The following is a 26,180-nucleotide window of genomic DNA, read 5'->3' as shown; positions in this document are numbered from 1 at the left end:
TTTTAACCTAAGGTTAAAATACCTGTCTATTCCAGAATTTGTTACCAAATAACAACCTCCAAAACATGAAAATAGGTTTAATTTCCGATACCCACGGTTTTTGGGATGAAACTATCCCCAATTATTTCAAAGATTGTGACGAAATCTGGCATGCCGGTGATGTAGGGGAAACAGGTCAAATAATAGAAAATCTTAACAAAATTGCCCCAACTTTAGTGGTTTATGGCAACATAGATACACCAGAATTTCAAAGGGCTTATCCAGAGAATTTATTCATTGAGAGAGAAGGTGTAAAAATATTCATGACGCATATAGGAGGGAAGCCACCTTCTTACAATCCAAGAGTTAGGAAATTAATTGAATCTGAAAAGCCAGATGTTTTTATCTGTGGTCATTCTCATATCCTTAGAGCAATGCCTGATCCTAAGCATGGAAATTTGCTTTACCTAAATCCTGGGGCAGCAGGTAATCAAGGCTTTCATAAAATCAGAACCATGATGCGCTTTGAGATTAATAATGGGAAATTGGAAAAGTTGGAGGTGATTGAGTTGGGGAAAAGAGGTTAAAATGATGAAGTATTTAGTTTGACTCGTCCTAAAAGATTACAGATAAAAATATATAGTGAAATTGAATGCCTGATCTAGTCATAGAATTATATCAAAAAGGATGCAAACAAAAAAGGAAATCCAAATAATTTCCTTTTTTTTGCTTTTACATAACAGATTAAAATGAGTATGAAATGTTTAATCCTAAACTATGGTAGGTAACAGAACTTGTATATGGTTCATTCCCATCCGAATCTATTATTAGTATTCTGCGTAAGTATGATATTCCTCTATCATAATTAATACCTATCGAAATATGCTCATTTAAAATATAATTTAGTCCTACATTTCCCAATAAGATGTAATCTACTCCCTCCTCCCTATAGGTGTTTCCAAAATATGACCTCTCTTCAAAAAAAGGTTTAAAGAAATATCGTATTTCAGTTCCAAGTTTAAGCTTCCATTTATAAGCAATATTAAAGCCAATTTGAGGGTGCAGCCCAATATAAAATCTGGTTTTAGCCAAGGTTTGATCTAGGTAATTGATCTCCGGGTAATATTCAATAAAGTTGTTAATAGCGGAAGCATTACTGCTATTGATATATGCCGGTAGACGATCCTCATATGGAATCCCTAAAATCACACCTCCATTGATACCGAAAGAGACACCAATCAGTTTGTTTATGCTGTAGATCATCCCATTTTCTATTTTAAATTCAGTGGTTTTAAAATCATTAACATACAGGCTATTTTCAAAATCAACTAATTTCATATTAAAATCAATGTAATTTTGAAAATTAGAGTAGTTGTCTTTATTTTCACTTTGGTTTTGAGAAAATAAATATTGGTAGTTGAAGCCTACCGCTAGAAGTACTGTTATTGTAATAATTTTCATGTTAGAGTGATATTTCGACAAAGTTATTTCCTATTCCAGTACTAGATGCTTTAAATTGTACTTTTTCAAAACCAGTATAGTTTTGTGTAAAATTGGATCCTACCGAAGGTTCATTAACAATTGCATCTCTTAAATTCATTTCGCCTCTTAATAATACAGCATCGTTATAATTACCTGTAGGCCCATATACATCCGTAAGAGCAAATGTTGAAGGGCCAGTGCTATAATTTAAACCTATGTCTGGCTGCTTTACCCTAGATAAAGCTACTCCGAATTTCATATTCTCATTATTATTAAAAGTATAAACTGTATATTCATGGTCAATAATCTGAATGTCTGTTTCATAAAATCTATCAACTGTTGACCATGTACAAAACCTTTTTCTTTCCGCCTTAACACTGTGCAATAACTGTGGAGCATCAATGTTATAAATAACATCATAAGAGTATCCACTAGCACACGTTTTACGAACAGCCCAGCTTGCGTTTTGGTAAAAATATTGTACTTTTGCAATTAACCGTCTATCACTTTTACAACCTGGATTATCATTTGTATACGTGTCCGTTAAAAAAGTTGGTCTTGAATTTCTATTTGAAATATTTGGTTTGATTTCATTAGATTTAACTGGAAGTAATTCTTCGAAATTGGAATTCTTTTTATAATGTTCAATTGAATATATGTTGTGCAAGTTATGTTCGACTTTGTTAATGAGAGTTGAATTCTGAAATATACCTGATCTATTACTTATTAACTGGTACGTTTCATTCTCTATTTTTTCCACTATCGCATCATTTTTTATTTCAATCACATCACTATTATTTTCGATGATATTGTAAAATTCAATCTCATCCTGCAAAGAATTTTCATTAAGTTTTGCAATTTTTGAAAAGATATCTTCTAGCACTGTCTTATAGGAAGTAAAATTATTTTTTTTCTCCCATTTCCGTCTTTCTTCACTATTCATGTTTTTAAGATTAGCAATAGTGGTTTGCATTTACTCTGGAGAACTAAAGTACAATGTGTTATTCAAGTGAGTATCAGTAGTTGCAATCTCTGTCTTTAAATTTGAAGATTGTGTTTGACATGGATCAGGTTCTTCTTCACATGAAGAAAATATTACAACAAAAAAAAAGAAAGAAGGATAGGTAATGTCTTGTCATAGCTTTAAGGTTTAGTTTTAATTTTATAACTAATTTAAGAGTATATTTTTATTTTCAAAATTTATTTAAGTAAAAAGTTGATTTCTATATCGTTTTATTCATAACCTTACTTAAGTTCAAAAAACCTAAAATAAAAAAAGGGAAGCCTTTCGGATTCCCTTCTAATATAATATCTATTATTAAAGATTATTCTTCCGAATTATCTTCTTCTGATTCTTGAAGTCCTTCAATCAATTCCTGATTTCCACCTTCTTGACCTTCAGTACTTCCTTCACCTTCTACTGGAGGCAACAAACCTTCTTCACTACCACCATCCATACCTGGAAGTAAAATTTCGTCTTGTGCTTTTTTAATGTTCGGGCTGGTAAAGCCAGTGTCAACAGTAGTTGTTTTAATCACAAAAGAAGAAGCTAAGCTCAATACGACTAAACTAATAGCTAAAACCCAAGTAATTTTTTCTAGAATATCTCCAGTTCTTTTCACACCTACTACTTGACTAGCACCTGAACCTCCAAATTGGCTGGATAAACCACCGCCTTTAGAGTTTTGAGCTAATACTACCAATACCAACAAAATGGCAACTAAAATGATTAAAGTAATAATTAATGTTAACATGTATTTATGATTCTTTTTTTAACTCTTCTATAATTTCGACAAAGTACGTCTTTTTTTGTGGAAATTTCCAAATTAATTTCTTGTAAATATCAATGGCTTTTTGTTTTCTGCCTTGTTTTATCATCAATTTTGCCAAAGTTTCGGAAACTACATCGTCTGAAAGATTGGTGCTGCTTGCCGAAAGATCTTCTGCTTCTTGCTTATTTGCTTGATTATCAGTGTTTATTCTTTTAGTAAGAATGGGCTCTTTCTCGATAAAGTTATTAATAATGTTGAGTTGTTCTTTTTTATGAGCGTCACTAATTTTTAATTCTTTTCTTGAAGCTAATTCTTCAATGATATCATGATCTTCCGTTTTTAATATTTTTTCAGAAGATTTCTTCTTTTTTTCTACCTTTTTAGAAACTGATTTTTTTGTATTTACTTTTGTTATATCCGAGGAAGATTTATTTGACTCCGATTTTCTGGAAGTTTTCGTTTTTTTCGAACTTGAAGATTTAGGTTTTGAGCTGGTTTTTTTGCCGTTTTCGAATTGGGTGGAAATGCTGATGATTTCCTTTGTGATTGTGGAATTGTTTGCTTCGAATCTATCTAACGTTCTTCGATAATTTTCCTTTTCTACCTTCAGAGCTTCCATTTCTTTAAATAATTCTTCAAAAAAGGAATCAGGAAGATTCGATGAAGAAGCAGTCGGAGTAATATCAATTTTTGAATTTGATTGAATTTTATTTTTCAGTGGAAGTTTTTCAACTATTGAACTACCTACAACTTTATTATTTTCATTATTAATTACTTTGTTTTTTTGTGGCTCTTCATTGAATTTTTCAGAACTATTGGAGTTGTAGTCTTTAGTTAAAATTTCTTTGAGGTGCTTTCTATCTAGTGCATAAATAGCTGCGGATTGTAAGTTTTTCTTCTCGCTATTAGGAGCGTATTTTTTTGAACCAATAGTAATTAATGGCGATATAGCTTGAAAATAAGGGTATTCTTGCCTCAGATTAGTTAGATATCTGAAGTCTTTTTCTTCGAGTTTTTCTGGTTGATTAATAAGGGTTGTAAGCCTTTGTTTGTCCACTTGGTTCTTTGTTAAGGAATTAAAGTTACAAAATTTTACCAATTTGCTACAGAAGCATTAAAAATATCTAAAACAATCTGGTCAGTTATTGTTTCAATTAATTGATTTTCGACAGCGGTTAGGGTATTGGAAGTAGCATCAAAATCAGCATAAAAAGAGAAAGCTTTATTGTTGAAATTGAAAACTTCATCTTTAGTATTTACATAACTTACTTTGACAGTAATTTCCAACCTTTGTGCTCCTGCAGCATCGGCAAGATTTGGGTTTCCGGAGGCTGTTACTGCTATTGGTCGAACAGTATAGCCTGTTATGGAACCCTCTAATTGCAAATCACCATTTGACTCTACGAATTCCAAGCTAGTATTTTGAGAATAATAATCTCTTATTTCCTCCGTGAAAGTTTGTTGTAAATTAGGAGGACCATTTCCTGAATCATTATAAAAATACTGTATGGAGATGGTTTTTACATCAGGAGAAATCGAGGCGCCTGTAAAACTATACACTCCACAACTACTGGTGAATAATGCTAAAAATAGAATTGTTAAAATGCTTTTAAAGGTCATACTGCTTTATTTTTCTATATAATGTACGCTCGGAAATACCCAAATCCCGTGCCGCATATTTTCTTTTATTTTGATTTTTAGACAGTGCCCGCTCTATCATCTCTTTTTCTTTCTTTTCTAATGATAAAGATTCTTCCTCTATTTCATGGTCAGCGTCCTGATAATCTTCAATATTAAAACTATCACTTGCACTATCTTCTTCTTTTCTACTATCTAATAAATAAGGTGTTCTTATTCCATCAGCATTTTCCTTAAACTCATTTTGCTTTACTTCAAATAAGTCCTCATTATCTTTTAATATCTCTTCTCCATAATTTTCATTTTTTAATACGTTATGGACCAATTTTTTAAGTTCTTCCACGTCATTACGCATATCAAAAAGAATTTTATACAGAATGTCCCTCTCAGAAAAATTACTTTTATCACCACCAGCGGAGCCTTCATTACTCTTATAAAGTGCAGGCATCATATTTCCCTCTTGAGGTAAATATTTTAATAAAATATCTTTATCCACTTCGCGTTCCATTTCCAAAAGAGAAATTTGCTCCGCTAAATTTTTCAACTGTCGAATATTGCCAGGATAACGATAGGCCATTAAAGCTGTCTTAGCTCCTTCAGTTAGCTTAATAGGGTTTACGTGATGCTTTTCCGCAAAGTCAGAAGTAAATTTTCTAAACAACAATTCTATGTCTTCACCTCTGTCACGCAAAGGCGGAACAAAAATGGGCACAGTATTCAATCTATAGTACAAATCTTCCCTGAACTTTCCTTTTTCGACTGCTTGAATTAGGTTTACATTTGTAGCAGCTACTACCCGAACATCGGTTTTCACCACTTTTGAAGAGCCTACTCTTATAAATTCCCCATTTTCCAACACCCTTAACAAACGCGATTGTGTTTGGAGCGGCATTTCACCTATTTCATCTAAAAAGATTGTTCCACCATCCGTAACTTCAAAATATCCCTTTCTTGCATCATAGGCGCCCGTAAAAGAGCCTTTTTCATGCCCGAAAAGTTCGGAATCAATGGTTCCTTCAGGAATTGCTCCACAGTTCACAGCAATAAATTGTCCGTGTTTTCTGGCACTTAATTGATGAATAATTTTAGAAAATGATTCTTTACCCACACCGCTTTCTCCCGTTATGAGCACCGTCATATCGGTAGGAGCAACCTGCATGGCTACTTTTATGGCAAAGTTCAAATGATCGGAATTTCCGATTATGCCAAATCTATTTTTGATAGTTTGTATATCCAATGCAAATAGTATTTAAACTGCCTTACCAATTAATGTCGCACCTGTACATTCGTCCACATACACCTCTACATAATCTCCTTTTTTATAATTTTCTCTTGGGAAGATAACCACTTTATTGGCTGAATTTCTTCCTTGTAATTGTTCTTCAGATCTCTTTGAAGTACCTTCTACTAAAACTTTATGGACTTTGTTTATTAATAAGTGATTTCTTTCTGAAGAGTGCGCTCTTTGTTTATCTATGATTTCCTGCAATCTTCTTTTTTTAGTTTCCAAAGGCACATCATCCTCATATTTCTTTTCAGCTAAAGTGCCTGGTCTTTCAGAATAATAAAACATATAAGAGAAATCGTATTTCACATAGTCCATCAAGGTTAAAGTGTCTTGATGTTCTTCTTCTGTCTCCGTGCAGAAACCTGAAATCATATCAGAAGAAATCCCACATTCTGGTCCTAAAATAGCACGGATGGCATCAACCCGGTTGATGTACCACTCTCTATCATAAGTACGGTTCATCATTTTTAAAATGCGTGAATTTCCGCTTTGAGCAGGTAAGTGAATGTATTTACATATGTTTTCATACTTTTTCATGGTATGTAACACTTCATCCGTAATGTCTTTTGGATGAGAAGTAGAGAATCTAACTCTCAAATCAGGAGAAACATTGGCTACCATTTCAATCAAATTGGCGAAATTGATAACTTCAACTTCCTCTTTTTCCTCAATTTTTTCTAATCGTGCTTTATTGTTAATTTCTTCAGACCATTTATAGGAATCCACATTCTGACCTAACAGTGTCACTTCTCTAAAACCTCTGTCAAATAAATCTTGTGCTTCTTTCACAATTGAAAAGGGGTCACGGCTTCGTTCTCTACCTCTGGTGAATGGCACCACACAGAAAGAACACATATTATCACAACCGCGCATGATCGATATAAATGCAGTTACACCATTTGAATTTAGTCTAACAGGACTGATATCCGCATAAGTTTCTTCTCTGCTCAAGAAGGTATTAACTGCTTTTTCACCCTCATCAACCGTTTTTACCAAATTAGGTAAATCGCGGTAGGAATCAGGTCCAGCTACGATATCAACCATTTTCTCTTCTTCTAAAAGTTTGGTTTTCAAACGTTCGGCCATACATCCCAAAATTCCGATTTGCATTTCAGGCTTGCTCTTTTTTACTTTATTAAAGTCTGTTAGCCTTTTTCTAACAGTTAACTCAGCTTTTTCTCTGATGGAACAAGTGTTGAGAAAAATTACATCGGCATTATTGAAATCATTGGTCGTGTCAAAACCATTTTCTTTCATAATGGAGGTGACAATTTCGCTATCAGAGAAATTCATCTGACAGCCGTAGCTTTCAATATATAATTTTCGGCTTTTGCCTGTATTTTCTTCTTTAGATACCTGAACAGCACAAGATTCATCCGTTTTGGTCTCTTCTGCAATGATGTCCAAATCTTTAATCAATTCACTCATATTATGTAATTATAAAGTGCTTTGTATATTGTTAATTTATAACTGGCAAAGGTAGCCAATAATTCTTGAAAATGACATTATGGCAGTAGTTTTTCCTACGGAAATTTAATGTTCTAGAGAATACCGAGTGTTTTTTCTATTGCTTTGGCTTTCAAAAGACATTCTTCATATTCAGCTTTTGCATCGGAATCGTAAGTTATAGCACTTCCGACTTGATAATTTACCGCTTCGGTTTCTTCATCATAATAAATACTTCGAATCAAAACGTTGAAGTCGAATTCATTTTCTCCATTAAAATAACCTATACTTCCTGAAAATACATTTCTTTTGCTGTTTTCATAGTCTTCAATCAATTGCATAGCCCTGATTTTGGGTGCACCCGTCATGCTTCCCATCGGAAATGCATTTCTAATAACATCCACAGGATGAATTTCACTTCTCTTTTTGGCTGAAATAGTGCTTATCATTTGATGCACTTGCTGAAAACTGTATATACCAAAAATCTCTTCTACTTTAACACTTCCGCTTTCTGATGACTTGGCTAAATCATTTCTCACCAAATCCACTATCATCATATTTTCGGCTCGTTCTTTTTCACTTTCTGATAATTGCTTTTTCTTATCCTTATCCTCTAGCTCTGTTTTTCCTCTGCTTGCAGTTCCTTTTATGGGTTGGCTAATGATTTTATTATCTTGTAATTTGATAAATCGTTCTGGAGAAGCTGAGATAATATATTTTTTGTCCATTTTTAGAAAGGAAGCAAATGGAGCAGGGGAGTTCTTGCATAGCTGTTGGAATGCTTGAATAGGATTTAAGTTTTGGCCAGTTGCAGAATAATTCATGCAGTAATTGATTTCGTATATATCACCTTCTTCAATGTGGTTTCTCAATTGATTTACTCTATCAATATATTCCGCTTTACTTGTCCAAGTTTTTAAATTACTAATCGAGGTTTTTATATCATTTTGAATAGTGTTATTATAAAGTACGTGTTCAATTTCCTGTTGAAAATATTCAGTTTTTTGACTTTGAATAATTAGGTGACTTCCATCAAATGAAATCAAGCACTCAGGAGTGAAGAAATTCATGAGTTCCCAATTGATAAAAGAAGCGTTGTCACTGGATAGATTTTCTATTTCATTCTTTAAATCGTATCCCAAATAGCCAAATAGCTTTCTCTCAGGATTTCTTTTTAAATAAGCTTTTAGAGATTGGAAATATGGGGAAATCAGCTTTAATTTCTTATTACTAACTGCTATGCTTTTAGGAAATGCACCAAAAGGATATTGCTCAACTTGTTGTGGATTGAAAATAGCAACATATTGAAATTGCATAGTCCATTTCAAAAGAGAATTCCAGTAATCAGGAAATGACGAGATGTCGATTTTTATGGATTTCAATGTGGGTTATTTTGCTCTTAAAATTGTAAAAAAAAAGGTTGCTAAAAAAAATAGCAACCTTCAATTTTATCTTAAAAGGATATTAATTACATATTTTCAGCTTTTGCATCAATTTTAAATCCAATACCCACAGTATTGTAGATGAACTGGTCTTTAGCTTTGTCTACAGCTTTAGATTCATCACCATACATTAAGCCCCATTTGGTTCTGTCAATGCTAAAATTAGAGAATGCTGTAACTCCATTTTCTGTAACGTCAACTTTTGCAGGAACAGTGATGGCTAAAGTTTTGCCTCTCATTGTTAAGTTTCCAGTTATTTCATGAGTAGCACCTTCTAATTCATAGTCAGGTAATTCCATGATTTTTTCGTTCTCAGCTGGCTGCTCCATATTATCTTGATAAGAATCATAACCAGCAGCTGTTTTTTCTGGATTTAACGACTTAACAGAAACTAATTCGAAAGTAACTTGCGGATGATTTGCAGCATCAAAGAAATCGTCTGATTGTAAATGACCAACTAATTTGTCATGATTTTCTTGGTCATCTTTCAAATCGGTAATGGTGATTTGATTTAAATCAAAAACAAATTTTCCACCAGTAACTTCACCGTCTTTAACTGTGATAGAACCATCAGAAAGAGCAATATTTCCATAATGCCTTCCAGTAGGTTTTGTTCCTACAAATTCCATTTCAGCTTCGTCTGCCGAAACTGCTATTTCCATACCTTCAGCTTCGGTTACTTCCTCTGCTTCACTTACTTTTGCTTCATCTCCTTTTGGATTTGAAGTACATGCTACTGCCATTATAACGGCTAGAGCTAATGCGCTTGTTGTTTTTAAAATTTTCATAGATTAGTGGTTTTTAATGATTCACACGAATAACGCTTGAACTTTTATAAAGTTTATAAAATTATGAAAAAAATACACTAATATGAAATGTAGATACATATATAACTTTAAAACAATTAAAAATGGGAATAATAAAAAAATGCGATGGTAAAACTCCTTCGATTGGAGAAAATACTTACATAGCAGATAATGCTGTTGTAGTAGGTGATGTAATTATAGGTAAAGAATGTAGTATATGGTGGAGTGCTGTAGTGAGAGGTGATGTAAATAATATTAAAATTGGAGATAAAACCAATATTCAGGATGGTGCTGTTATTCATTGCACCTTCAAAAAAGCCTCCACCACAATTGGTAATAAGGTTTCCATTGGACACAAAGCAATTGTCCATGGTTGCACTATTGAAGATTCTGCCTTAATTGGAATGGGAGCAATAGTGATGGACAATGCGATTGTTCAAACAGGTGCAATAGTGGCAGCTGGTGCTGTTGTGTTAGAAAACACAATTGTAGAGTCTGGATATATCTATGCTGGTGTACCTGCCAAAAAGGTTAAAAAGATAGAAGGTGAAATGCAAGAGATTTTCGAAAGAACAGCCAAAAATTATACGCTTTATAAAACTTGGTTTGAAGAGTCGTAAATCCAATGAAGTAAATTTTAGAAATACGCTGCATGACTACTACTTTTGATAAGGATTTAATATTGCTCTATATTGGGGCGCATTTTGAAAAATATCTTTATTTCAATTGCATGAGGAAACGATAAAGAAGTAAAATTAATATGAAGAATTCAAAAATAGTGGGTTTAGGTCATGCTGTTCCCAAAACAGTTGTAACCAATGAAGATATAGCGAAGTGGATTGATACAACGGATGAATGGATTACAGAACGGACAGGAATAAAGGAAAGACGTTTTTTTGATCCTGAAATAGAAGGCTCTTTAGCTAAAATGGCCAAAACAGCAGCTGATATGGCCTTGAAGAATGCTAAATTGAAAAATGAAGATATTGATTTCATCATTTTTGGCAGTATTACGCCTGATTATTTCTTTCCGGGCTCAAGTGTTTTGCTACAACGTGAAATGGGAATGGGAACAATTGGTTGCTTGGATATCCGAAATGCATGCTCTGGTTTTGTGTATAGTTTGTCGGTAGCTGACCAATTTATCAAAACCGGAATGTATAAAAACATAATGGTAGTAGGTGGTGAGATTCAGTCAACTGCTATTGATATGTCTGACAGAGGACGTTCTACAGCTGTGATTTTTGGTGATGGGGTAGGTGTTGCCATTATGAGCGCTTCTGAAGAGCAGGGTGTTTTATCTACTCATCTTCATGCGGAAGGAACATATGCCGAAGAATTATATGTGAAAGATCCTGGTAGTAGCCGGCATAGAGAGGAAAGACAACCTGAGCAAATATTAGACACTTCAGGATATAAAGTCTATATGAATGGAAATATGGTTTTTAAGCATGCTGTTGTTCGTTTTCAAGAAGTTATCAATGAAGCATTAGAAGCGAATAATTTGAAAGCTTCGGATATTGATATGCTTGTTCCTCATCAAGCTAACTTGCGAATATCTAAATTCATTCAATCCAAATTGGGATTGTCTGATGATAAGGTTTATAATAATATCCAGAAATATGGAAACACTACTGCTGCATCTATTCCTATTGCATTAAGTGAAGCTTGGCATGAAGGAAAAATAAAAGAGGGGGATTTAGTCTGTTTGGCTGCTTTTGGAAGTGGGTTTACATGGGGCTCAGCCCTTATAAGATGGTAATTATTTGATATCAAATATTATTTTTCTATTTAAATTATTAGATTTAAGAAAACAGAAAGAATCATGATAACACAACAATATAATCCGAGTAAAATTGAAGTTGAATTGGCAAAAGCAATTAAGGAATTGGCTCCTGAAATAGAAGCTAAACTAAGTCAGTTTAAAATCACTGAGATTGAAGATAAAATCAAAGCTGATAATCCTATGGTGAAGATTAAGTTAACGGATAACGATAATGACAAGCATGAAGTAGTCTTAAAAATCATCCAAAAGCCTGATCAGGTTTAATTATCGAAATTAAAATTTCCTGGGGTGGATTATTTAATTCACCCTTTTTATTTATGTCAAAATTCACCACCCAAGAATTAGATTTGGCCTCGGACCCTACCATTCTCTTGATTAAATACAGAATGATGGAAAAAGTATGGGATTTCCTGGAGGAGATGCAAGAAGAAATTAGAATTCAGTTGCTTCCTTTTCATAATAAACTGCCCAAAGAATTAAATCTAATCCATGGTAAAATATCCAAAGGAGAAAATTATAAGCGTTTACCTTTTATGATGCTTGATTTTCCTGCCTTTTTTACTAAGGAAGATATTCTGGCATTTCGAACCATGTTTTATTGGGGGAATTTCATTTCTTCTACTTTTCACTTGCAAGGAAAATTTATGAAAGATTATGGAAAACCTTTAATTGAAAGGTTTAGAGATGCTGATGGGGTCTATTTTTGTGTGAATAACTCACCGTGGGAATACGATTATAAATCAAATAATTATGTACTCTTAAAGGAATTGAGGCCTGAAGAGATTGAAGATCACCTCCTAAATATGAGTTTTATAAAGCTCAGTATTAAATTTCCCGTAGAGAAAATGCCAGATAGAAAACAAAATATGATAAATTTCCTATTGGACGGATTGAAAGTAATTCAAACAAATTGAAAAAGCTGCTGTTTGCAAACAAAAGAAAAAACTATGTTTGGATTATTTAAAAAGAAGTCAGAAAAAGAAAAGTTAAACGAAGAATATAAAAAACTTTTAGCAGAATATCATAAATTGAGCAGTATTGACAGAAAGAAGGCAGACCAAAAAATGGCAGAGGCTGAAGAGGTAGCGAAAAAAATGGATGCCATCAAAGAATAAAATAATTTAGATATGAATTTAGTACACGCTCCTTTTTATCAGGGTTATGTTGATTTAGTGAAAGGTAATATTGAAACTGAACTCAAACACCAGATAAGCGAAATATCTGTTTTAATCAATAATGTTCCAGATGAGAAATGGAAATACAGATATGAAAAAGGGAAATGGACCGTGGCTCAATTATTACAACATTGTATCGATACAGAGCGAATTATGGTGTTTCGTGCACTTTCTCTTGCTAGAGGGGAAACTGCCTCACTTCCAGGGTTTTCTGAAAACGATTACGCTGCTATCTCCGAATATGCTCGTCAGGATAAATCAAAAATGGCTGAAGAATTTTATCATTTAAGAAAAAGTCACTTATCTTTATTCCAATCAATGCCTGAAAAAATTTTAAAAAAAGAAGGAGAAGCTGATGGTAAACCCATTTCTGTTATGAGTTTGTGGTATATCACGGTAGGGCATTGGAAACATCATCAGAAGGTGATAGCAGAAAGATACTTTTAAATAAACTTTTTCAAATGAACTTTTTAATCAAATTACTTTTATCATCATTAGCAGTAATTGTATCTTCTTACATACTCCCTGGAGCACATGTAGAAGGTTTTTTTGACGCACTTGTAGTCTCCTTATTTTTAGCTCTTTTCAGTGCTACTCTCAAACCTTTATTAATTATCCTTACAATTCCTGTCACTGTATTTACTTTAGGGTTTTTCTTACTGGTAATCAATGCTTTAATGATTATGCTGGCAGATTATGTGGTGGATGGTTTTTATGTAGAGGGCTTTTGGTGGGCATTATTGTTTGGAGTCATATTAGCAATTGTCAATAGCATTTTTGAAGCGGTTAGTAAAAAGAGTGAATAAGTTTTAATTTATTGTGATTTTTGAAAAAATATTGTAATTTATTTCCTCAATACTAACCAGTAAACTATGAGTGCTCAAAATCCAGGCTTTGATGCCGCAGAAATTGATAAATTGAAGCAGAAAATTGCTCAGCAGAAAAATAAATTTGTATTGGTTGATACAGATGACAATAATGATGAGTATAAGCATTTTCGCTTTACAGGAATGTATGAAGGAAAAGAAGTTATTTATGATGCAGTAATTTACACATTGCGCCTTCATCATGCTAGCGAGGTTTATGAATTAGCTGAACACAAAGCCGCTCAGAAATTCCCTAATTTCAAGCCCATTAAATTTCAAGAAGATGAGAATGGCGATCTAAGGACATTAGACAATGTTGAAGAAGAAATTGGTCTTTACATTGCAGAAATGATTGATGATATTGAGGATGAAGAACTGGTAAAAGTTCAAGAACATGTAGATATGGATAATGGTGGGGAATTTGGTATTGGATTGGATATCGGTTTGAATGTTGAAGAGGTTGATGATAAGGTGATGAATAAATTTGTAACCGATTTTAATGAAGATAATCTGAAATTAGATGACACCTTATACTCTTTTGTTTCGGATGAGGAGGAATATGATGTAGAGTAGTTGCATTTCAGTAAAATCTATCTTTTTATAAATTATAAGAGTCTTTAGTACTTAATCAATGATTGTTTTAAGATGAGCAAAAAGAATATTATTTATATAACAATGATCATATTGGGTCTTGCTTTAAATTTTTCTTTAGAAAATGAAGGCGTTGATTTTCTGACAGGTCTTTTGATAGGTGGGGGAGTTTCTTTACTATTTACCTCTAAGTTTAAAACTAAGGTCACAGACTAATTTTCCGATATATTAATATCCTATCTCTTATTTTATTTTTGTTGTAGAATTAAAGGTGTCAAGACATAGCCAAATTGATTTTATTTAGTTTTTATTTCTGATATTTAGTTAGCGTCTAGTATATAACCCTATAGGTCAATTTCGTAATCTTTTATCTTTTATACTCGTACAAAAGAATATAATTCTGATAAACTATCATTTTTTAACCTTAAAACTACACTATGTTACGATGGATTGTAATTTTTCTAATTGTTGCGCTAGTTGCAGCTGTATTAGGATTTGGAGGCATAGCCGCTGGAGCCGCGGGAATAGCAAAAATAATTTTTTATATATTTTTGGTATTACTGGTCATTTCTGTAATTGCTAGATTAGTAAGAGGCAGGTGACAAGGTGTGAAATTATCAAATAAAATAAGATGCTGACTCGAAAGAGTTAGCATTTTTTTATTCTATAGTTTTAATCGATTATTACTTTTATCTAAGAATTTTAAACACACTGAAATTCCTTCAGTTATCTTAGCATATGCTCAAAATCGCTTGGAGAAAAGAATACGCTCATCCACTACCTGAAAATCATCGTTTTCCAATGGAAAAGTATGAATTGCTGCCAGGACAGTTGCTTTACGAGGGTACTGTGTCAGAAAGTAATTTCTTTTCACCTGAATTGCTGTCCGAGGAAGATATTTTGGCCATTCATAAGGAAGAATACTGGCAAAAGCTAAAAAATTTGTCATTAAGCAGAAAAGAAGAGAGAAGGACAGGATTCCCTCTATCCGCTGCCTTGGTGGAAAGAGAGCGAATAATCAATCAAGGAACTATTGATGCAGCTAACTATGCTTTAGAATTTGGAGTTGCTATGAATATTGCAGGAGGGACACACCATGCCTTTACAGACAGGGGCGAAGGTTTTTGCTTATTAAATGATATAGCCATTGCAGCTCATTATTTATTGAAGAATAGCAAAGCTAAAAAGGTTTTAGTTGTTGATTTGGATGTACACCAAGGCAATGGAACCGCTGAAATTTTTCAAGACAATCCAAATGTTTTCACCTTTAGTATGCATGGAAAAGGGAACTATCCAATGCATAAAGAAACCTCAGATTTGGATATTGAATTGGAAGATAAGACGGATGATAAGACCTATCTCAATATATTAAAAGAGACACTTCCCAAATTGATTGATGAACAAGAGCCTGATTTTATCTTTTTTCAATCTGGAGTAGATGTTTTGGCTACAGACAAATTGGGCAGATTAGGAATGAGTATCGCTGGATGTAAGGAAAGAGATAAAGTAGTTTTTGAACTTTGTTATAAAAATGAAATTCCCGTTGTAGCTAGTATGGGAGGAGGTTATTCAGAAAAAATAGCTCATATTATTGAGGCTCACGCCAATACTTATCGGTTAGCTCAAGACATCTACTTTTAATAATCAAGACCTTTATTCAAGAATTTCGTATCTTTAGTGTATGTCAAAAGAAAAATCTCTTTTTCGGCAAAGTGTAGTATTTGGTAGCTACATTATTTTAATCCTATGGCTGGTTAAAGCTGCAGAATGGGGATTTGCTACTAATTTTGCTCATTTTGGCATCATGCCTCGTCATTTATTAGGGACAATAGGGATATTCACATCTCCATTCATTCATGGTGATTTTTTGCATTTGCTCTCCAATAGTTTCTCTCTGATGCTATTGATAATCATATTGTTTTTCTTTTATGATAAAATAGCCCTCAAGGCATTGCTATATATTTATATTGTAACCGGAGTTTTTGTATGGATAATTGCTCGTGAAGCCTATCATATTGGCGCAAGTGGAGTAATTTACGGAATAGCTTCTTTCATCTTATTCAGTGGGCTATTAAGGAAAAATCAATCTTCTTTAGCCCTTTCCTTTGTAGTACTATTATTATATGGTGGAATGTTCTATGGAGTATTACCACAAGACAGTCATATTTCTTGGGAATCGCATCTGATGGGCTTATTAAGTGGTCTTTTAGTTGCACTATGGATGAAAAATGAATTTGCAGGACAGGCAGAATTGAAATTGTATTTTGAAAAAGATTGGGAAGAAGAGGAGTTTGAAGATGACGGTGAGCATTACAATTTTACCAACCCAGACCACCAATTTCTATATGAATATAAGGAGTCGAAAAAAGAGCAAGAGAACAAAGATGAAAAATTAGGATGAATCCAAAATCTATTCGCTTTGCACTTTAATTTGTTTGATTAACTTTGCAAGCGTTTATAAAACCTAATCTAAATTTTAAAATTCGTGAAATGAGCATTAATAATTTAAACTTGGATTTTAATACCAATAAGTTTAAATTTTAATGAGAATTCCATGTGACCTAAAAAAACTCTTAAAAACAGATGAAAAACTTATCATTAGTACTTAATGTCATCTTGATTGCTGCAGTTGCTTATTTGTTTATCGACAAATTCACCGGTAATGGAGAAGTGGAAGATAATACTTCAACAGAACAAAAAGATGATAAAATCTATCAAAATGTAGCCATAGCTTATGTTCATTCTGATTCTTTATTAGCAAAATACGATTTCATGAAAGAAATTGAATCGGAATTAGGCGAACTTTCTCAGAAATATGAGAAAGAATATCAGAATAGAGCTCAAGGTTTACAAAATGAAATCAGTGATTTCCAAAGAACTGCTCAAAACCTGACAGTAGCTCAAGGGAAAGCTTTGGAAGAAAACTTAATGAAGAAACAACAGAATTTAAGGATTTATCAAGAAGATTTATCCATGAAGTTGCGTCAAAAAGAAGCTGAATTAAATAATGAGTTATATAAAACCATCAGTGATTATTTGAAAGAATATGGCGATGCAAATAATCTTCAATTGGTTTTGACTTACTCAAGAGGTAGTGATGTATTATATGCGAACGAAGGATTGGAAATTACAAATGAAGTAATTGAGGGTTTGAATAAAGCTTATAATGAGAAAGCTGATACTGAGGCTTCAAAATAAAAAAATTAAAATTTAATTGCTTTAGCCCGTTCCTTAAATGGTGCGGGCTTTTTAATTTTCCTAAATTTAAAACATTAGGAAAGTTTTCGAGTATTCTTAATACTTTACTTCAATTAATTTGAATTAAGGTTGAATTCCCATTATTTTTGACAAGTTTAATAGAAATCGACATATATGGCTGAAGTAATAAAAATGCCCAAAATGAGTGACACCATGGAGGAGGGAGTGATTGCCTCATGGTTGGTTAAAGAGGGCGATGAGGTATCATCAGGAGATATATTGGCTGAGGTAGAGACCGATAAAGCCACAATGGAATTAGAATCTTACGAAGACGGAGTCATTTTATACATCGGCATAAAGGAAGGTGATGCTGTTCCCGTTGATGGTGTAATCGCTATCATAGGTGAAAAAGGTGAAGACATTAAAGATTTATTGAAAGAAATCGAAAATGGAGGGAGCTCTGATAAATCTGAAAAGTCAAAGGAAAGTAAATCTGAAGACAAAGATAAATCGGATGATAAGAAATCAGAAAAAGACAGTGAAGAAAAAATTGATGCTTCAGATGTAAATGCTACCCTTATCACCATGCCTAAAATGAGTGATACCATGGAAGAAGGCGTAATTGCTTCATGGTTGAAAAAAGAAGGCGATACGGTAGAAGCTGGAGATATCTTAGCTGAGGTAGAGACTGATAAAGCCACTATGGAATTAGAGGCTTATGAAGATGGAACATTATTATATATCGGAATAAAAGAAGGTGATGCTGCCCCAATTGATGGCGTTATTGCTGTGATTGGTGAGGAAGGTGCTGATTATGAAAAATTAATAAAAGCCCATGAGCAGAAATCTTCAGGCGGAGGAGAAAGCAAGAAAGAAGATAAAGAAGAAAGGTCTGAAGATATAAAATCATCTGAAAGCAAATCTGATTCAGGAAGTCCAAAGCCGACCCCTCCATCAGAAGCTGTTAATAAAGAGAAAAGCGGAAAAGGAAAAGATAACGGGAGAATTTTTGCGAGTCCATTAGCTAAGAAAATTGCCAAAGATAAGGGAATTGATTTATCTGAAGTTGATGGTTCAGGAGGGAATGGAAGAATCATCAAATCAGATGTTGAAAACTTTACTCCTAAGCAAAAATCTAAAGAATCTCCAAAGAAAGAATCATCATCTGAAAAGTCAATGAGTATTCCTCAAGTAGTGGGTGAAGAAAGCTATGAAGAGGTGAAAGTGTCTCAAATGAGAAAAACGGTAGCTAAGAGACTTTCCGAGAGTAAGTTTACGGCTCCGCACTTCTATGTGACCATGGAAATAAATATGGATAAAGCCATGGAAGCTCGTAAGAGCATCAATGAAGTGAGTCCAGTGAAAATATCTTTTAATGACATGGTGATTAAAGCTGTAGCTTCATCCTTACGTCAACATCCTAAAGTGAACAGCTCATGGATGGGAGATAAAATCAGAAGGAATAATCATATTCATGTGGGAATGGCAGTAGCTGTAGAGGAAGGTTTATTAGTACCAGTAATTCGTTTTGCCGATAATAAATCATTATCTCACATTGCAACAGAGGCTAAAGATTTTGCTCAAAAAGCAAAAAACAAAGAATTAGAACCAAAAGATTGGGAAGGTAATACTTTTACAGTTTCTAACTTAGGAATGTTTGGTGTGGAGGAATTTACAGCAATCATCAACCCACCTGATGCTTGTATTTTGGCAGTTGGTGGAATAAAACAAACTGCGGTTGTGAAAGATGGTCAATTAGTTCCTGGAAACGTGATGAAAGTAACGCTTTCTTGCGACCACAGAGTGGTTGACGGAGCAGTTGGTTCCGCATTCTTGCAAACGTTAAAAGGATTGTTGGAAGATCCAGTAAGAATATTGATTTAAAAATTATATTAACTTGTATTATGAAGTCTCGTTGTTTTATAGCGAGACTTTTTTATTAATAATATTTAAGCCAAAAATTTAAGATGTCAAAAATAAGATCAACAACCGTATGTGCGGTAGTCCATAAAGGCCAGGTAGCCATTGGAGCAGATGGACAAGCAACAATGGGTAATACTGTTGCGAAAAGTAATGTAAAAAAAATCAGAAAGCTGCAGAACGGTAAAATCATTACAGGTTTCGCTGGCTCCACAGCTGATGCTTTCAATTTATTAGAAAAATTCGATGAAAAACTCAATGCATTTGGAGGCAATATGAAACGTTCTGCCATCGAATTAGCCAAAGACTGGAGAACAGACCGTTATCTTAGAAAGCTGGAAGCCATGATGATTGTAGCTGATAAAGATGAGGTTTTAATTATTTCCGGGACAGGTGATGTATTGGAACCTGATAATCAAATTGCGACTATAGGTTCTGGAAGTATGTTCGCACAATCTGCTGCAATTGCTTTGAAGAAGCATGCAGGGGATAAATTATCTGCTGAAGAAATTGTACGGGAAAGCTTGAATATAGCAGCTGATATCTGTATTTATACTAACCATAATTTGGTAGTGGAAACGATAGGTTAATTTTTTAAGAGTTAACCCTTTACACAGTTTTAAAAGTAAATTTTATAAATTAATGTACTATGAAGTTTTATCATAATCCTAAGTGCGGAAAAAGCAGGGAAGCTTTGAAACTATTGCAAGAAAAAGGAATAGAACCTCAGATTATTGAATATCTAAAAGAAATTCCAAGTCATGCTGAACTAGATGATGTCATTAGGAAACTTAATATCTCTGCGGAAGAACTATTAAGAAAAAATGAATCAATTTTTAAAGAAATGTACAAGGGAAAGAAATTATCCCAATCTCAGTGGATAGAGGCCATGATTGCTGAACCCAAATTAATTGAAAGACCTATTTTTATTAATGGCAATAAAGCTGTGGTGGGAAGACCCCCAGAAAAAGTATTGGAAATAATTTAGTAGTATAAATTTTTGAATTGAAAAGGGTGATAGACTAAAAGGTTTATCACCCTTTTTTTATCATTAATTTAATTTCAACTTAATCTGTTAACTTTTCAATTAAACAGTAATGTAACTGGTAGATTCATTAAAAAGATTAACCGCCTCTGTAATTTATATTACTTTTTATAGCTATAATTTCTAAATTAAAAAATATACAGACTATCTATTATAGATTTAATCTATAGTATAATAAATATTATAGATAAAAATAATCAATTATTTAATCGTAAATTACAATTAATAACTAAAAACAAATTTTTATTATGGAACATATGAACAATCTCGGAGATGTAGGAAAGTGCCCCGTAATGCATGGTGGAAATACCAAAATCGGTGGTAATGGAACTGTCAATAAAGATTGGTGGCCAAACCAATTAAATTTGGGAATTCTACATCAACATTCTTCAAAGTCAAATCCATTAGGAGAAGATTTTGATTATGCTGAGGCATTTAAAAAAGTAAATCTACCAGAATTAAAGAAAGATATCGAGAAGGTTTTGACTACTTCTCAAGATTGGTGGCCAGCAGATTACGGTCATTATGGTCCGTTTATGATTAGAATGGCATGGCATAGTGCTGGTACTTACAGAACAGGTGACGGCCGTGGTGGTGCAGGAACGGGAAACCAAAGATTCGCACCCCTCAACAGCTGGCCTGACAATGGTAATTTAGATAAAGCAAGAAGATTACTTTGGCCAATTAAGCAAAAATATGGTAATAGCGTTTCTTGGGCAGATTTATTTATCTTGACTGGTAATGTTGCCTTAGAGTCCATGGGATTCAAAACATTTGGTTTTGGCGGTGGACGTGAGGACATATTCCAGCCAGAGGAAGATATTTACTGGGGAGCTGAGGAAACCTGGTTAGGAAATAACAGATATACTGGAGAAAGAAAGTTAGAAAATCCGTTAGCCGCAGTGCAAATGGGATTGATTTATGTGAACCCTGAAGGGCCAGACGGAAATCCTGACCCACAAAAATCTGCTAATGATATCCGTGAGACTTTCAAGAGAATGGCCATGAATGATTATGAAACAGCAGCATTAACAGCTGGTGGTCATACATTTGGTAAAACGCACGGTGCTGGAGATGCAGCTTTAGTCGGTCCTGAGCCAGAAGCAGCTCCAATGGAGCTAATGGGTTTAGGTTGGATGAGTAGCTATAAAAGTGGAAAAGGTAGAGATACCATAACTAGTGGATTGGAAGGATCATGGACACCAACTCCAACTCAGTGGGACATGAGCTATTTTGATGTTCTATTCGGTTACGATTGGGAATTATCTAAGAGTCCAGCAGGAGCACATCAATGGGTGCCAAAAAATCTTGCAGATAAAGATAAAGCTCCTGATGCAGAAGATGCTTCAATGAAAGTTGGTATTATGATGTCTACTGCTGATATGGCCATGAAAGTTGATCCTGATTACCGCAAAATTTGTGAGCACTTTCACAAAAACCCTGAAGAATTTGCAGATGCTTTTGCCCGAGCCTGGTTTAAATTAACGCATAGAGATATGGGTCCGAAAGTGAGATATTTAGGACCAGAGGTTCCAGCGGAAGATTTAGATTGGCAAGATCCAATTCCAGCTGTTGATTATGAAATAATTGACAGTAAAGATGTTAAAGAACTTAAAGCTCAGATTTTAGAAACTGGTCTTTCTGTTTCCGAGTTGGTTTATACTGCATGGTCATCGGCTTCAACTTTCAGAGGGTCTGATAAAAAAGGTGGTGCAAATGGAGCTAGAATCGCATTAACTCCTCAGAAAGATTGGGAAGTTAATCAACCGGCTCAATTATCTAAGGTGTTAAATGCACTTACTGATATTCAGAATAAATTCAATGAAGCGCAGCCTGGAAACAAAAAAGTTTCTTTAGCAGATTTAATTGTACTAGCTGGTTGTGCAGCAGTTGAAAAAGCAGCTAAAGATGCTGGTCATAACATCGAAGTTCCATTTACTGCAGGTCGTGCCGATACTACTCAGGAATTAACGGATGCAGAATCTTTCGAATGGTTAAAGCCTGAAGCCGATGGATTCAGAAATTACAGAAGAGCAGCTTTTGTAGTTCCAGACGAAGAAATGTTAATCGATAAGGCTCAGCTTTTAGAGTTAAGTGCTCCAGAAATGACTGTTTTGGTTGGTGGAATGAGAGCACTTGGTGCTAATTACAATAATACAAAACATGGTGTTCTGACTAATAGTCCTGGAAAATTGACAAATGATTTCTTTGTAAATATTACAGATATTAATACCATTTGGTCTCCTGCAAAAGAAGAAGATACTTTTGAAGGTAAAGACAGAAATAGTGGGAATGTGAAATGGACTGGGACTAGAGTAGACTTAGTATTTGGTTCTAACTCTCAATTAAGAGCGATATCTGAAGTGTATGCACAAAATGATGCAAAAGAAAAATTCGTTAAGGATTTTGTGAAAGCATGGGATAAAGTAATGAATCTTGATAGATTTGAAATAAAATAAATTTATTTCAATTACAAATAATAAAGGCAACTCATTAGAGTTGCCTTTTTTGTTGATGTGTTTTCAAAAATTTTAATCTATTATTTATAAAACTAAAGATTTTATTTTTTTAATAAATCCTCGAACGTTCTGGCTACTTTTTCGATTTTAGGTTTGGAAACATTGACTATGTAACGGTCATTTGGATTTTTCTTTTCGTAATCTTGATGATAATCTTCCGCTTCCCAAAATTTAGTGAACGAAGTGAGCTCAGTCACGATTTCATCATCAAATTTGGGAGCTAGATCATTCATTTTTTTAAGCGCTAAATTCTTTTCTGTTGAATTGCGATAAAAAATTGCTGAACGATATTGCTTTCCCACATCAGGTCCTTGTCTGTTAAGTTGAGTAGGGTCGTGAGCTACAAAGAAAATATCCAAAAGTGTTTCATAATTTATGACTGATGAATCATATAAAACCATTACCGCCTCAGCATGATTGGTTCTGCCGTAACTTACTTCCTTATAAGATGGATTTTCTTCTTCACCACCAGAATATCCCGATACGGCTTCTTTAACTCCTTTGATTTGTTCAAAAGCAGCTTCAACACACCAAAAACATCCACCTGCAAAATATGCAGTATCAATCGCTTCAGGATTTTGAATGGTTAAGGCTTCAGATGCTGTAGTTTCTGATTTTTTAGTTTCTGCTGCACAAGCAAAAAAAAGAATACTTAATATTACTATAGCTGTATTTCTAATCATTATTATAATTTTAATTTGCTCAGAGAACGGCTGGAGGTGCCATTTAGTTTGAATAAAAGTTAAATTTTAGTCTTATGTCTATTTAATTTCAATCGTTCCTGCTTTCTCGTATTCCGTAATTTCTTTTCTTAGCCAGTCAGGAATTTCAATTGTCTTGTTGGTTTTTGTATCAAACATTACTTGAACTGATGTTCCAACCGTATGCACAGTTTTATCATCAGTGGTAATCATATATTCCAATACGAAACTCTTTTTGCCCATTTCTTTAGTTCGAACCCAACATTTGGTTTTAGGCATTCCGATTTTTAATTCTTGTAAATAATCGCAATTAATATTGGCTAGCAAGAACATATTTTGATGCCAATCCCATTTGGGCGAAGCTTCTAACATATATCTGCCTCGGGCAATTTCAAAGTATTGAATGTAAATAGAGTTATTGACATGGGCTAGTGGGTCTAAGTCAGTCCATCGAACTTGAATATCTTCTGAAAATTTAAAATGATTAGGGTCTACTGTTGGTTTCATTATTTTTTAATTAGAAAGTGAAATTAGTACTTTAATTCTATGGGCATATAGAAAATGGTAGAACTATAGATTTTAAAAGCCTTATACAACCTGAAATGGAGTGGTTTTCTCATTTATAGTTTTTTGTTTCGATTATAGTTTAATCCATTTTTTTTCATTGGAAGACTGAATAGCTTTCTCAATAAAAAGCATATCTCTTACACCATCTTTTATATTAGCTTTCACGAAATCTGTTTTATTGTTTGTGTTTTGAATAGTATCAAAAAAACCTTCGTAAATTCTTTGAAATGCTTCTGTGAAATAGGAGGAATGGCCAGGTAAGTTAACTTCATTTTCTTCTATCAATTCCTTATCTAAACCTTTGATAGATTCTTCTTTAAAGTCGGGATATTTAATGGTAATTAGATTAGGTTGATTGTGATTCCAAATTAAACTAGCCTTGCTTCCATAAATTTTCACGCTCAAATCTTGATCTTCACCTGTACAGATCTGACTTGAAGATAAATATCCTTTAGCACCATTGTCCATTTCTAGAAGTACATTAGTATCATCATCAATTTTGCGACCTGGAACTAATATGGAAACATCAGCCATAAGAGATTTTACTTTTAAACCACTTACAGATTCTAATAGATTAAAGGCATGTGTGCCTATATCGGCAATAGTTCCGCCTTTTCCCGATTTTTCAGGGTTAGTGCGCCAGCTTGCTTGCTTATGACCTTCTGCTTCAATAAGTTGAGATAACCATCCTTGGGAATAATCTACTTTCACTTTTCTAAGGTCACCTAAATGTCCAGAATCAATTATTTCTTTGGCCTTTTCTAAAAGTGGGTAGCCTTTATAGGTGTAAGTCATAGCGAAATGACCTTTTGCTTTTTCTACAACTTTTTCAAATTGCAAAGCCTCATTGTAATCAAAAGCAAGGGGCTTATCACAAATGACATGAAAACCAGCTTCAAGGGCTAATTTTGCAGGTTCAAAGTGAAGAAAATTGGGCGTTACAATCGTTACAAAATCTATTCTTTTATCCTCATCTAATAAAGCTTCTTTTTTGATCATTTCAGAATAGCTTTCGTAGATTCTATTTTCATCCAGACCCAACTCTTTTCCTTTTTCAATTGATTTTTCCTTAGTAGAACTGAAGGCACCGCAAACTAATTTTGCTTTTCCCGAAGCAGTGGCTGTTATTCTGTGAATGTCGCCAATCATGGATCCTGGCCCGCCACCAATCATACCCATTTTTAATATTTTTGTCATTTTTGTATCTTTTAGGAGAATGTAAACTTTGGTGTTGATTGAAATTCTATTTTACTGAGAAAGTAAATCAGTATCAATTCATTTTATTCTATGTTAAAAATCTCTTTTTAATTTCTGATTGCTTGAAACTAAACAATAACTTACTTAATATTAAATTTGATTCTGAAAAATTAAGTAATGAAGAGAAGAGAAGCCATTAAGAAAACAGCATTAGCTTTAGGGTTTGCAGCAACTTCACCTCTGTTAATACATTTACTTCAATCATGTGATAACAAAAAGCCTCTGACCTGGAAGCCAAGGTTTCTTGATGAAAAGCAAGCATTGTTGGTAGCGGCATTAGTTAACCAGATTTTACCCAAAACGGATACTCCTGGAGCTTTAGATGTGGGAGTTGATAAATTTGTGGATAAAATGGTTGCTGAAGTTTATCATGAAAAACAGCAAAAGCAATTTGTTAAAGGGCTAGAAGATATTATGAAGATCAGTGAATCAAAAAATGGTAAAATTTTTACAGATCTAGATGATAAATCGCAGTATGATTTTTTATATGATTTAGAAAATGAAATTCATCATTTATCTCCTGATTCTTCACCTCAAGAAAAGCCATTCTTTTTAATGTTAAAAGAACTGGTACTTTTAGGATACTTCACATCAGAAGAAATTATGACTAAACATTTAGATTATCAACCCATCCCTGCGCAATTAATTGGTTGTGCACCAATGAACTCAAATCAAAAATTAAGAGTAGGAAATTATTTCTAA

The 26,180-nt window shown here is 33.7% G+C and carries 30 protein-coding genes; 18 read left to right on the top strand and 12 right to left on the bottom strand.

The window, feature by feature from the left end; genetic code table 11:
* The first annotated feature begins 65 nt into the window (after positions 1–65).
* Complete coding sequence (locus tag VFM92_RS04925; RefSeq protein WP_325121078.1) at positions 66–566, top strand: metallophosphoesterase family protein; 501 nt, start codon at positions 66–68, stop codon at positions 564–566.
* Between the two features lie 157 nt (positions 567–723).
* Here VFM92_RS04925 and VFM92_RS04920 read toward each other — a convergent pair whose 3' ends face one another.
* The 9 genes from VFM92_RS04920 to VFM92_RS04880 all read right to left on the bottom strand — a co-directional run bounded on the left by VFM92_RS04920 (position 724) and on the right by VFM92_RS04880 (position 9,835).
* Positions 724–1,440, bottom strand: a complete 717-nt coding sequence (locus VFM92_RS04920; protein WP_325121077.1) for a hypothetical protein — start codon at positions 1,438–1,440, stop codon at positions 724–726.
* 1 nt (position 1,441) lies between these two features.
* Positions 1,442–2,404: a hypothetical protein gene (locus VFM92_RS04915; protein ID WP_325121076.1), complete on the bottom strand. Its 963-nt coding sequence runs from the start codon at positions 2,402–2,404 to the stop codon at positions 1,442–1,444.
* A gap of 382 nt (positions 2,405–2,786) precedes the next feature.
* A complete protein-coding gene (gene secG / locus VFM92_RS04910; protein WP_325121075.1) occupies positions 2,787–3,215 on the bottom strand; it encodes a preprotein translocase subunit SecG in 429 nt (142 codons plus the stop codon).
* A 4-nt stretch (positions 3,216–3,219) separates the two neighbouring features.
* On the bottom strand, positions 3,220–4,290 hold the full coding sequence (locus tag VFM92_RS04905; protein ID WP_325121074.1) for a tetratricopeptide repeat protein: 1,071 nt from the start codon (positions 4,288–4,290) through the stop codon (positions 3,220–3,222).
* A 35-nt stretch (positions 4,291–4,325) separates the two neighbouring features.
* Entirely contained in the window at positions 4,326–4,853 is a 528-nt protein-coding gene (locus tag VFM92_RS04900; RefSeq protein WP_325121073.1) for an LptE family protein, read from the bottom strand.
* Positions 4,843–6,108, bottom strand: coding sequence for a sigma-54 interaction domain-containing protein (locus tag VFM92_RS04895; RefSeq protein WP_414675565.1), 1,266 nt, complete (start codon positions 6,106–6,108; stop codon positions 4,843–4,845). The genes VFM92_RS04900 and VFM92_RS04895 overlap by 11 nt, the downstream gene beginning before the upstream one ends.
* A gap of 12 nt (positions 6,109–6,120) precedes the next feature.
* On the bottom strand, positions 6,121–7,587 hold the full coding sequence (miaB, locus tag VFM92_RS04890) for a tRNA (N6-isopentenyl adenosine(37)-C2)-methylthiotransferase MiaB (RefSeq protein ID WP_325121072.1): 1,467 nt from the start codon (positions 7,585–7,587) through the stop codon (positions 6,121–6,123).
* A 113-nt stretch (positions 7,588–7,700) separates the two neighbouring features.
* Entirely contained in the window at positions 7,701–8,987 is a 1,287-nt protein-coding gene (gene pabB, locus VFM92_RS04885) for an aminodeoxychorismate synthase component I (protein ID WP_325121071.1), read from the bottom strand.
* Between the two features lie 86 nt (positions 8,988–9,073).
* Entirely contained in the window at positions 9,074–9,835 is a 762-nt protein-coding gene (locus tag VFM92_RS04880) for a YceI family protein (RefSeq protein ID WP_325121070.1), read from the bottom strand.
* A gap of 122 nt (positions 9,836–9,957) precedes the next feature.
* Here VFM92_RS04880 and VFM92_RS04875 point away from each other — a divergent pair, with 122 nt between their 5' ends.
* The 16 genes from VFM92_RS04875 (at position 9,958) to katG (ending at position 22,893) form a co-directional block, all read left to right on the top strand.
* On the top strand, positions 9,958–10,473 hold the full coding sequence (locus VFM92_RS04875) for a gamma carbonic anhydrase family protein (RefSeq protein WP_325121069.1): 516 nt from the start codon (positions 9,958–9,960) through the stop codon (positions 10,471–10,473).
* A gap of 140 nt (positions 10,474–10,613) precedes the next feature.
* On the top strand, positions 10,614–11,615 hold the full coding sequence (locus VFM92_RS04870; RefSeq protein ID WP_325121068.1) for a beta-ketoacyl-ACP synthase III: 1,002 nt from the start codon (positions 10,614–10,616) through the stop codon (positions 11,613–11,615).
* Positions 11,616–11,678: 63 nt separating this feature from the next.
* On the top strand, positions 11,679–11,903 hold the full coding sequence (locus VFM92_RS04865) for a hypothetical protein (RefSeq protein WP_325121067.1): 225 nt from the start codon (positions 11,679–11,681) through the stop codon (positions 11,901–11,903).
* Positions 11,904–11,956: 53 nt separating this feature from the next.
* On the top strand, positions 11,957–12,553 hold the full coding sequence (locus tag VFM92_RS04860; protein WP_325121066.1) for a hypothetical protein: 597 nt from the start codon (positions 11,957–11,959) through the stop codon (positions 12,551–12,553).
* A gap of 12 nt (positions 12,554–12,565) precedes the next feature.
* Entirely contained in the window at positions 12,566–12,754 is a 189-nt protein-coding gene (locus VFM92_RS04855; protein ID WP_414675564.1) for a Lacal_2735 family protein, read from the top strand.
* A 12-nt stretch (positions 12,755–12,766) separates the two neighbouring features.
* Positions 12,767–13,261 carry a DinB family protein gene (locus VFM92_RS04850; RefSeq protein ID WP_325121065.1) on the top strand — a complete coding sequence of 165 codons (495 nt, stop codon included), beginning with the start codon at positions 12,767–12,769 and terminating at the stop codon, positions 13,259–13,261.
* A gap of 14 nt (positions 13,262–13,275) precedes the next feature.
* The gene (locus tag VFM92_RS04845; RefSeq protein ID WP_325121064.1) at positions 13,276–13,620 is read left to right on the top strand and encodes a phage holin family protein; all 345 of its coding nucleotides are present in this window, start codon (positions 13,276–13,278) and stop codon (positions 13,618–13,620) included.
* Positions 13,621–13,686: 66 nt separating this feature from the next.
* Complete coding sequence (locus VFM92_RS04840; protein ID WP_325121063.1) at positions 13,687–14,253, top strand: hypothetical protein; 567 nt, start codon at positions 13,687–13,689, stop codon at positions 14,251–14,253.
* A gap of 455 nt (positions 14,254–14,708) precedes the next feature.
* Positions 14,709–14,873 (top strand): DUF1328 domain-containing protein, encoded by a 165-nt coding sequence (locus VFM92_RS04835; RefSeq protein ID WP_308348198.1) that lies wholly within the window; start codon positions 14,709–14,711, stop codon positions 14,871–14,873.
* A 136-nt stretch (positions 14,874–15,009) separates the two neighbouring features.
* Positions 15,010–15,912 carry a histone deacetylase gene (locus VFM92_RS04830; RefSeq protein ID WP_325121062.1) on the top strand — a complete coding sequence of 301 codons (903 nt, stop codon included), beginning with the start codon at positions 15,010–15,012 and terminating at the stop codon, positions 15,910–15,912.
* Between the two features lie 40 nt (positions 15,913–15,952).
* The gene (locus VFM92_RS04825) at positions 15,953–16,672 is read left to right on the top strand and encodes a rhomboid family intramembrane serine protease (protein WP_325121061.1); all 720 of its coding nucleotides are present in this window, start codon (positions 15,953–15,955) and stop codon (positions 16,670–16,672) included.
* A 182-nt stretch (positions 16,673–16,854) separates the two neighbouring features.
* On the top strand, positions 16,855–17,469 hold the full coding sequence (locus VFM92_RS04820; protein WP_325121060.1) for an OmpH family outer membrane protein: 615 nt from the start codon (positions 16,855–16,857) through the stop codon (positions 17,467–17,469).
* A gap of 174 nt (positions 17,470–17,643) precedes the next feature.
* Positions 17,644–19,353, top strand: a complete 1,710-nt coding sequence (locus VFM92_RS04815; protein ID WP_325121059.1) for a pyruvate dehydrogenase complex dihydrolipoamide acetyltransferase — start codon at positions 17,644–17,646, stop codon at positions 19,351–19,353.
* A gap of 83 nt (positions 19,354–19,436) precedes the next feature.
* Positions 19,437–19,979: an ATP-dependent protease subunit HslV gene (gene hslV, locus VFM92_RS04810; protein ID WP_325121058.1), complete on the top strand. Its 543-nt coding sequence runs from the start codon at positions 19,437–19,439 to the stop codon at positions 19,977–19,979.
* Positions 19,980–20,038: 59 nt separating this feature from the next.
* Positions 20,039–20,377 carry an arsenate reductase (glutaredoxin) gene (gene arsC, locus VFM92_RS04805; RefSeq protein WP_325121057.1) on the top strand — a complete coding sequence of 113 codons (339 nt, stop codon included), beginning with the start codon at positions 20,039–20,041 and terminating at the stop codon, positions 20,375–20,377.
* A 305-nt stretch (positions 20,378–20,682) separates the two neighbouring features.
* A complete protein-coding gene (gene katG, locus VFM92_RS04800) occupies positions 20,683–22,893 on the top strand; it encodes a catalase/peroxidase HPI (protein ID WP_325121056.1) in 2,211 nt (736 codons plus the stop codon).
* A 101-nt stretch (positions 22,894–22,994) separates the two neighbouring features.
* Here katG and msrA read toward each other — a convergent pair whose 3' ends face one another.
* The 3 genes from msrA to VFM92_RS04785 form a co-directional block, all read right to left on the bottom strand.
* The gene (msrA, locus tag VFM92_RS04795; RefSeq protein ID WP_325121055.1) at positions 22,995–23,636 is read right to left on the bottom strand and encodes a peptide-methionine (S)-S-oxide reductase MsrA; all 642 of its coding nucleotides are present in this window, start codon (positions 23,634–23,636) and stop codon (positions 22,995–22,997) included.
* Between the two features lie 78 nt (positions 23,637–23,714).
* The gene (locus VFM92_RS04790) at positions 23,715–24,161 is read right to left on the bottom strand and encodes a thioesterase family protein (RefSeq protein WP_325121054.1); all 447 of its coding nucleotides are present in this window, start codon (positions 24,159–24,161) and stop codon (positions 23,715–23,717) included.
* Positions 24,162–24,293: 132 nt separating this feature from the next.
* Entirely contained in the window at positions 24,294–25,418 is a 1,125-nt protein-coding gene (locus VFM92_RS04785; RefSeq protein ID WP_325121053.1) for a Gfo/Idh/MocA family oxidoreductase, read from the bottom strand.
* A 177-nt stretch (positions 25,419–25,595) separates the two neighbouring features.
* On the opposite strand from VFM92_RS04785, the gene VFM92_RS04780 reads away from it, so the two are divergent.
* Positions 25,596–26,180, top strand: a complete 585-nt coding sequence (locus VFM92_RS04780) for a gluconate 2-dehydrogenase subunit 3 family protein (protein ID WP_325121052.1) — start codon at positions 25,596–25,598, stop codon at positions 26,178–26,180.

The organism is Marivirga sp. (assembly GCF_035704835.1).
Taxonomy (GTDB): Bacteria; Bacteroidota; Bacteroidia; order Cytophagales; family Cyclobacteriaceae; genus Marivirga.
The sequence above is the reverse complement of the archived record's forward strand: the minus strand, read 5'-3'. Positions and strand labels throughout refer to the sequence as shown.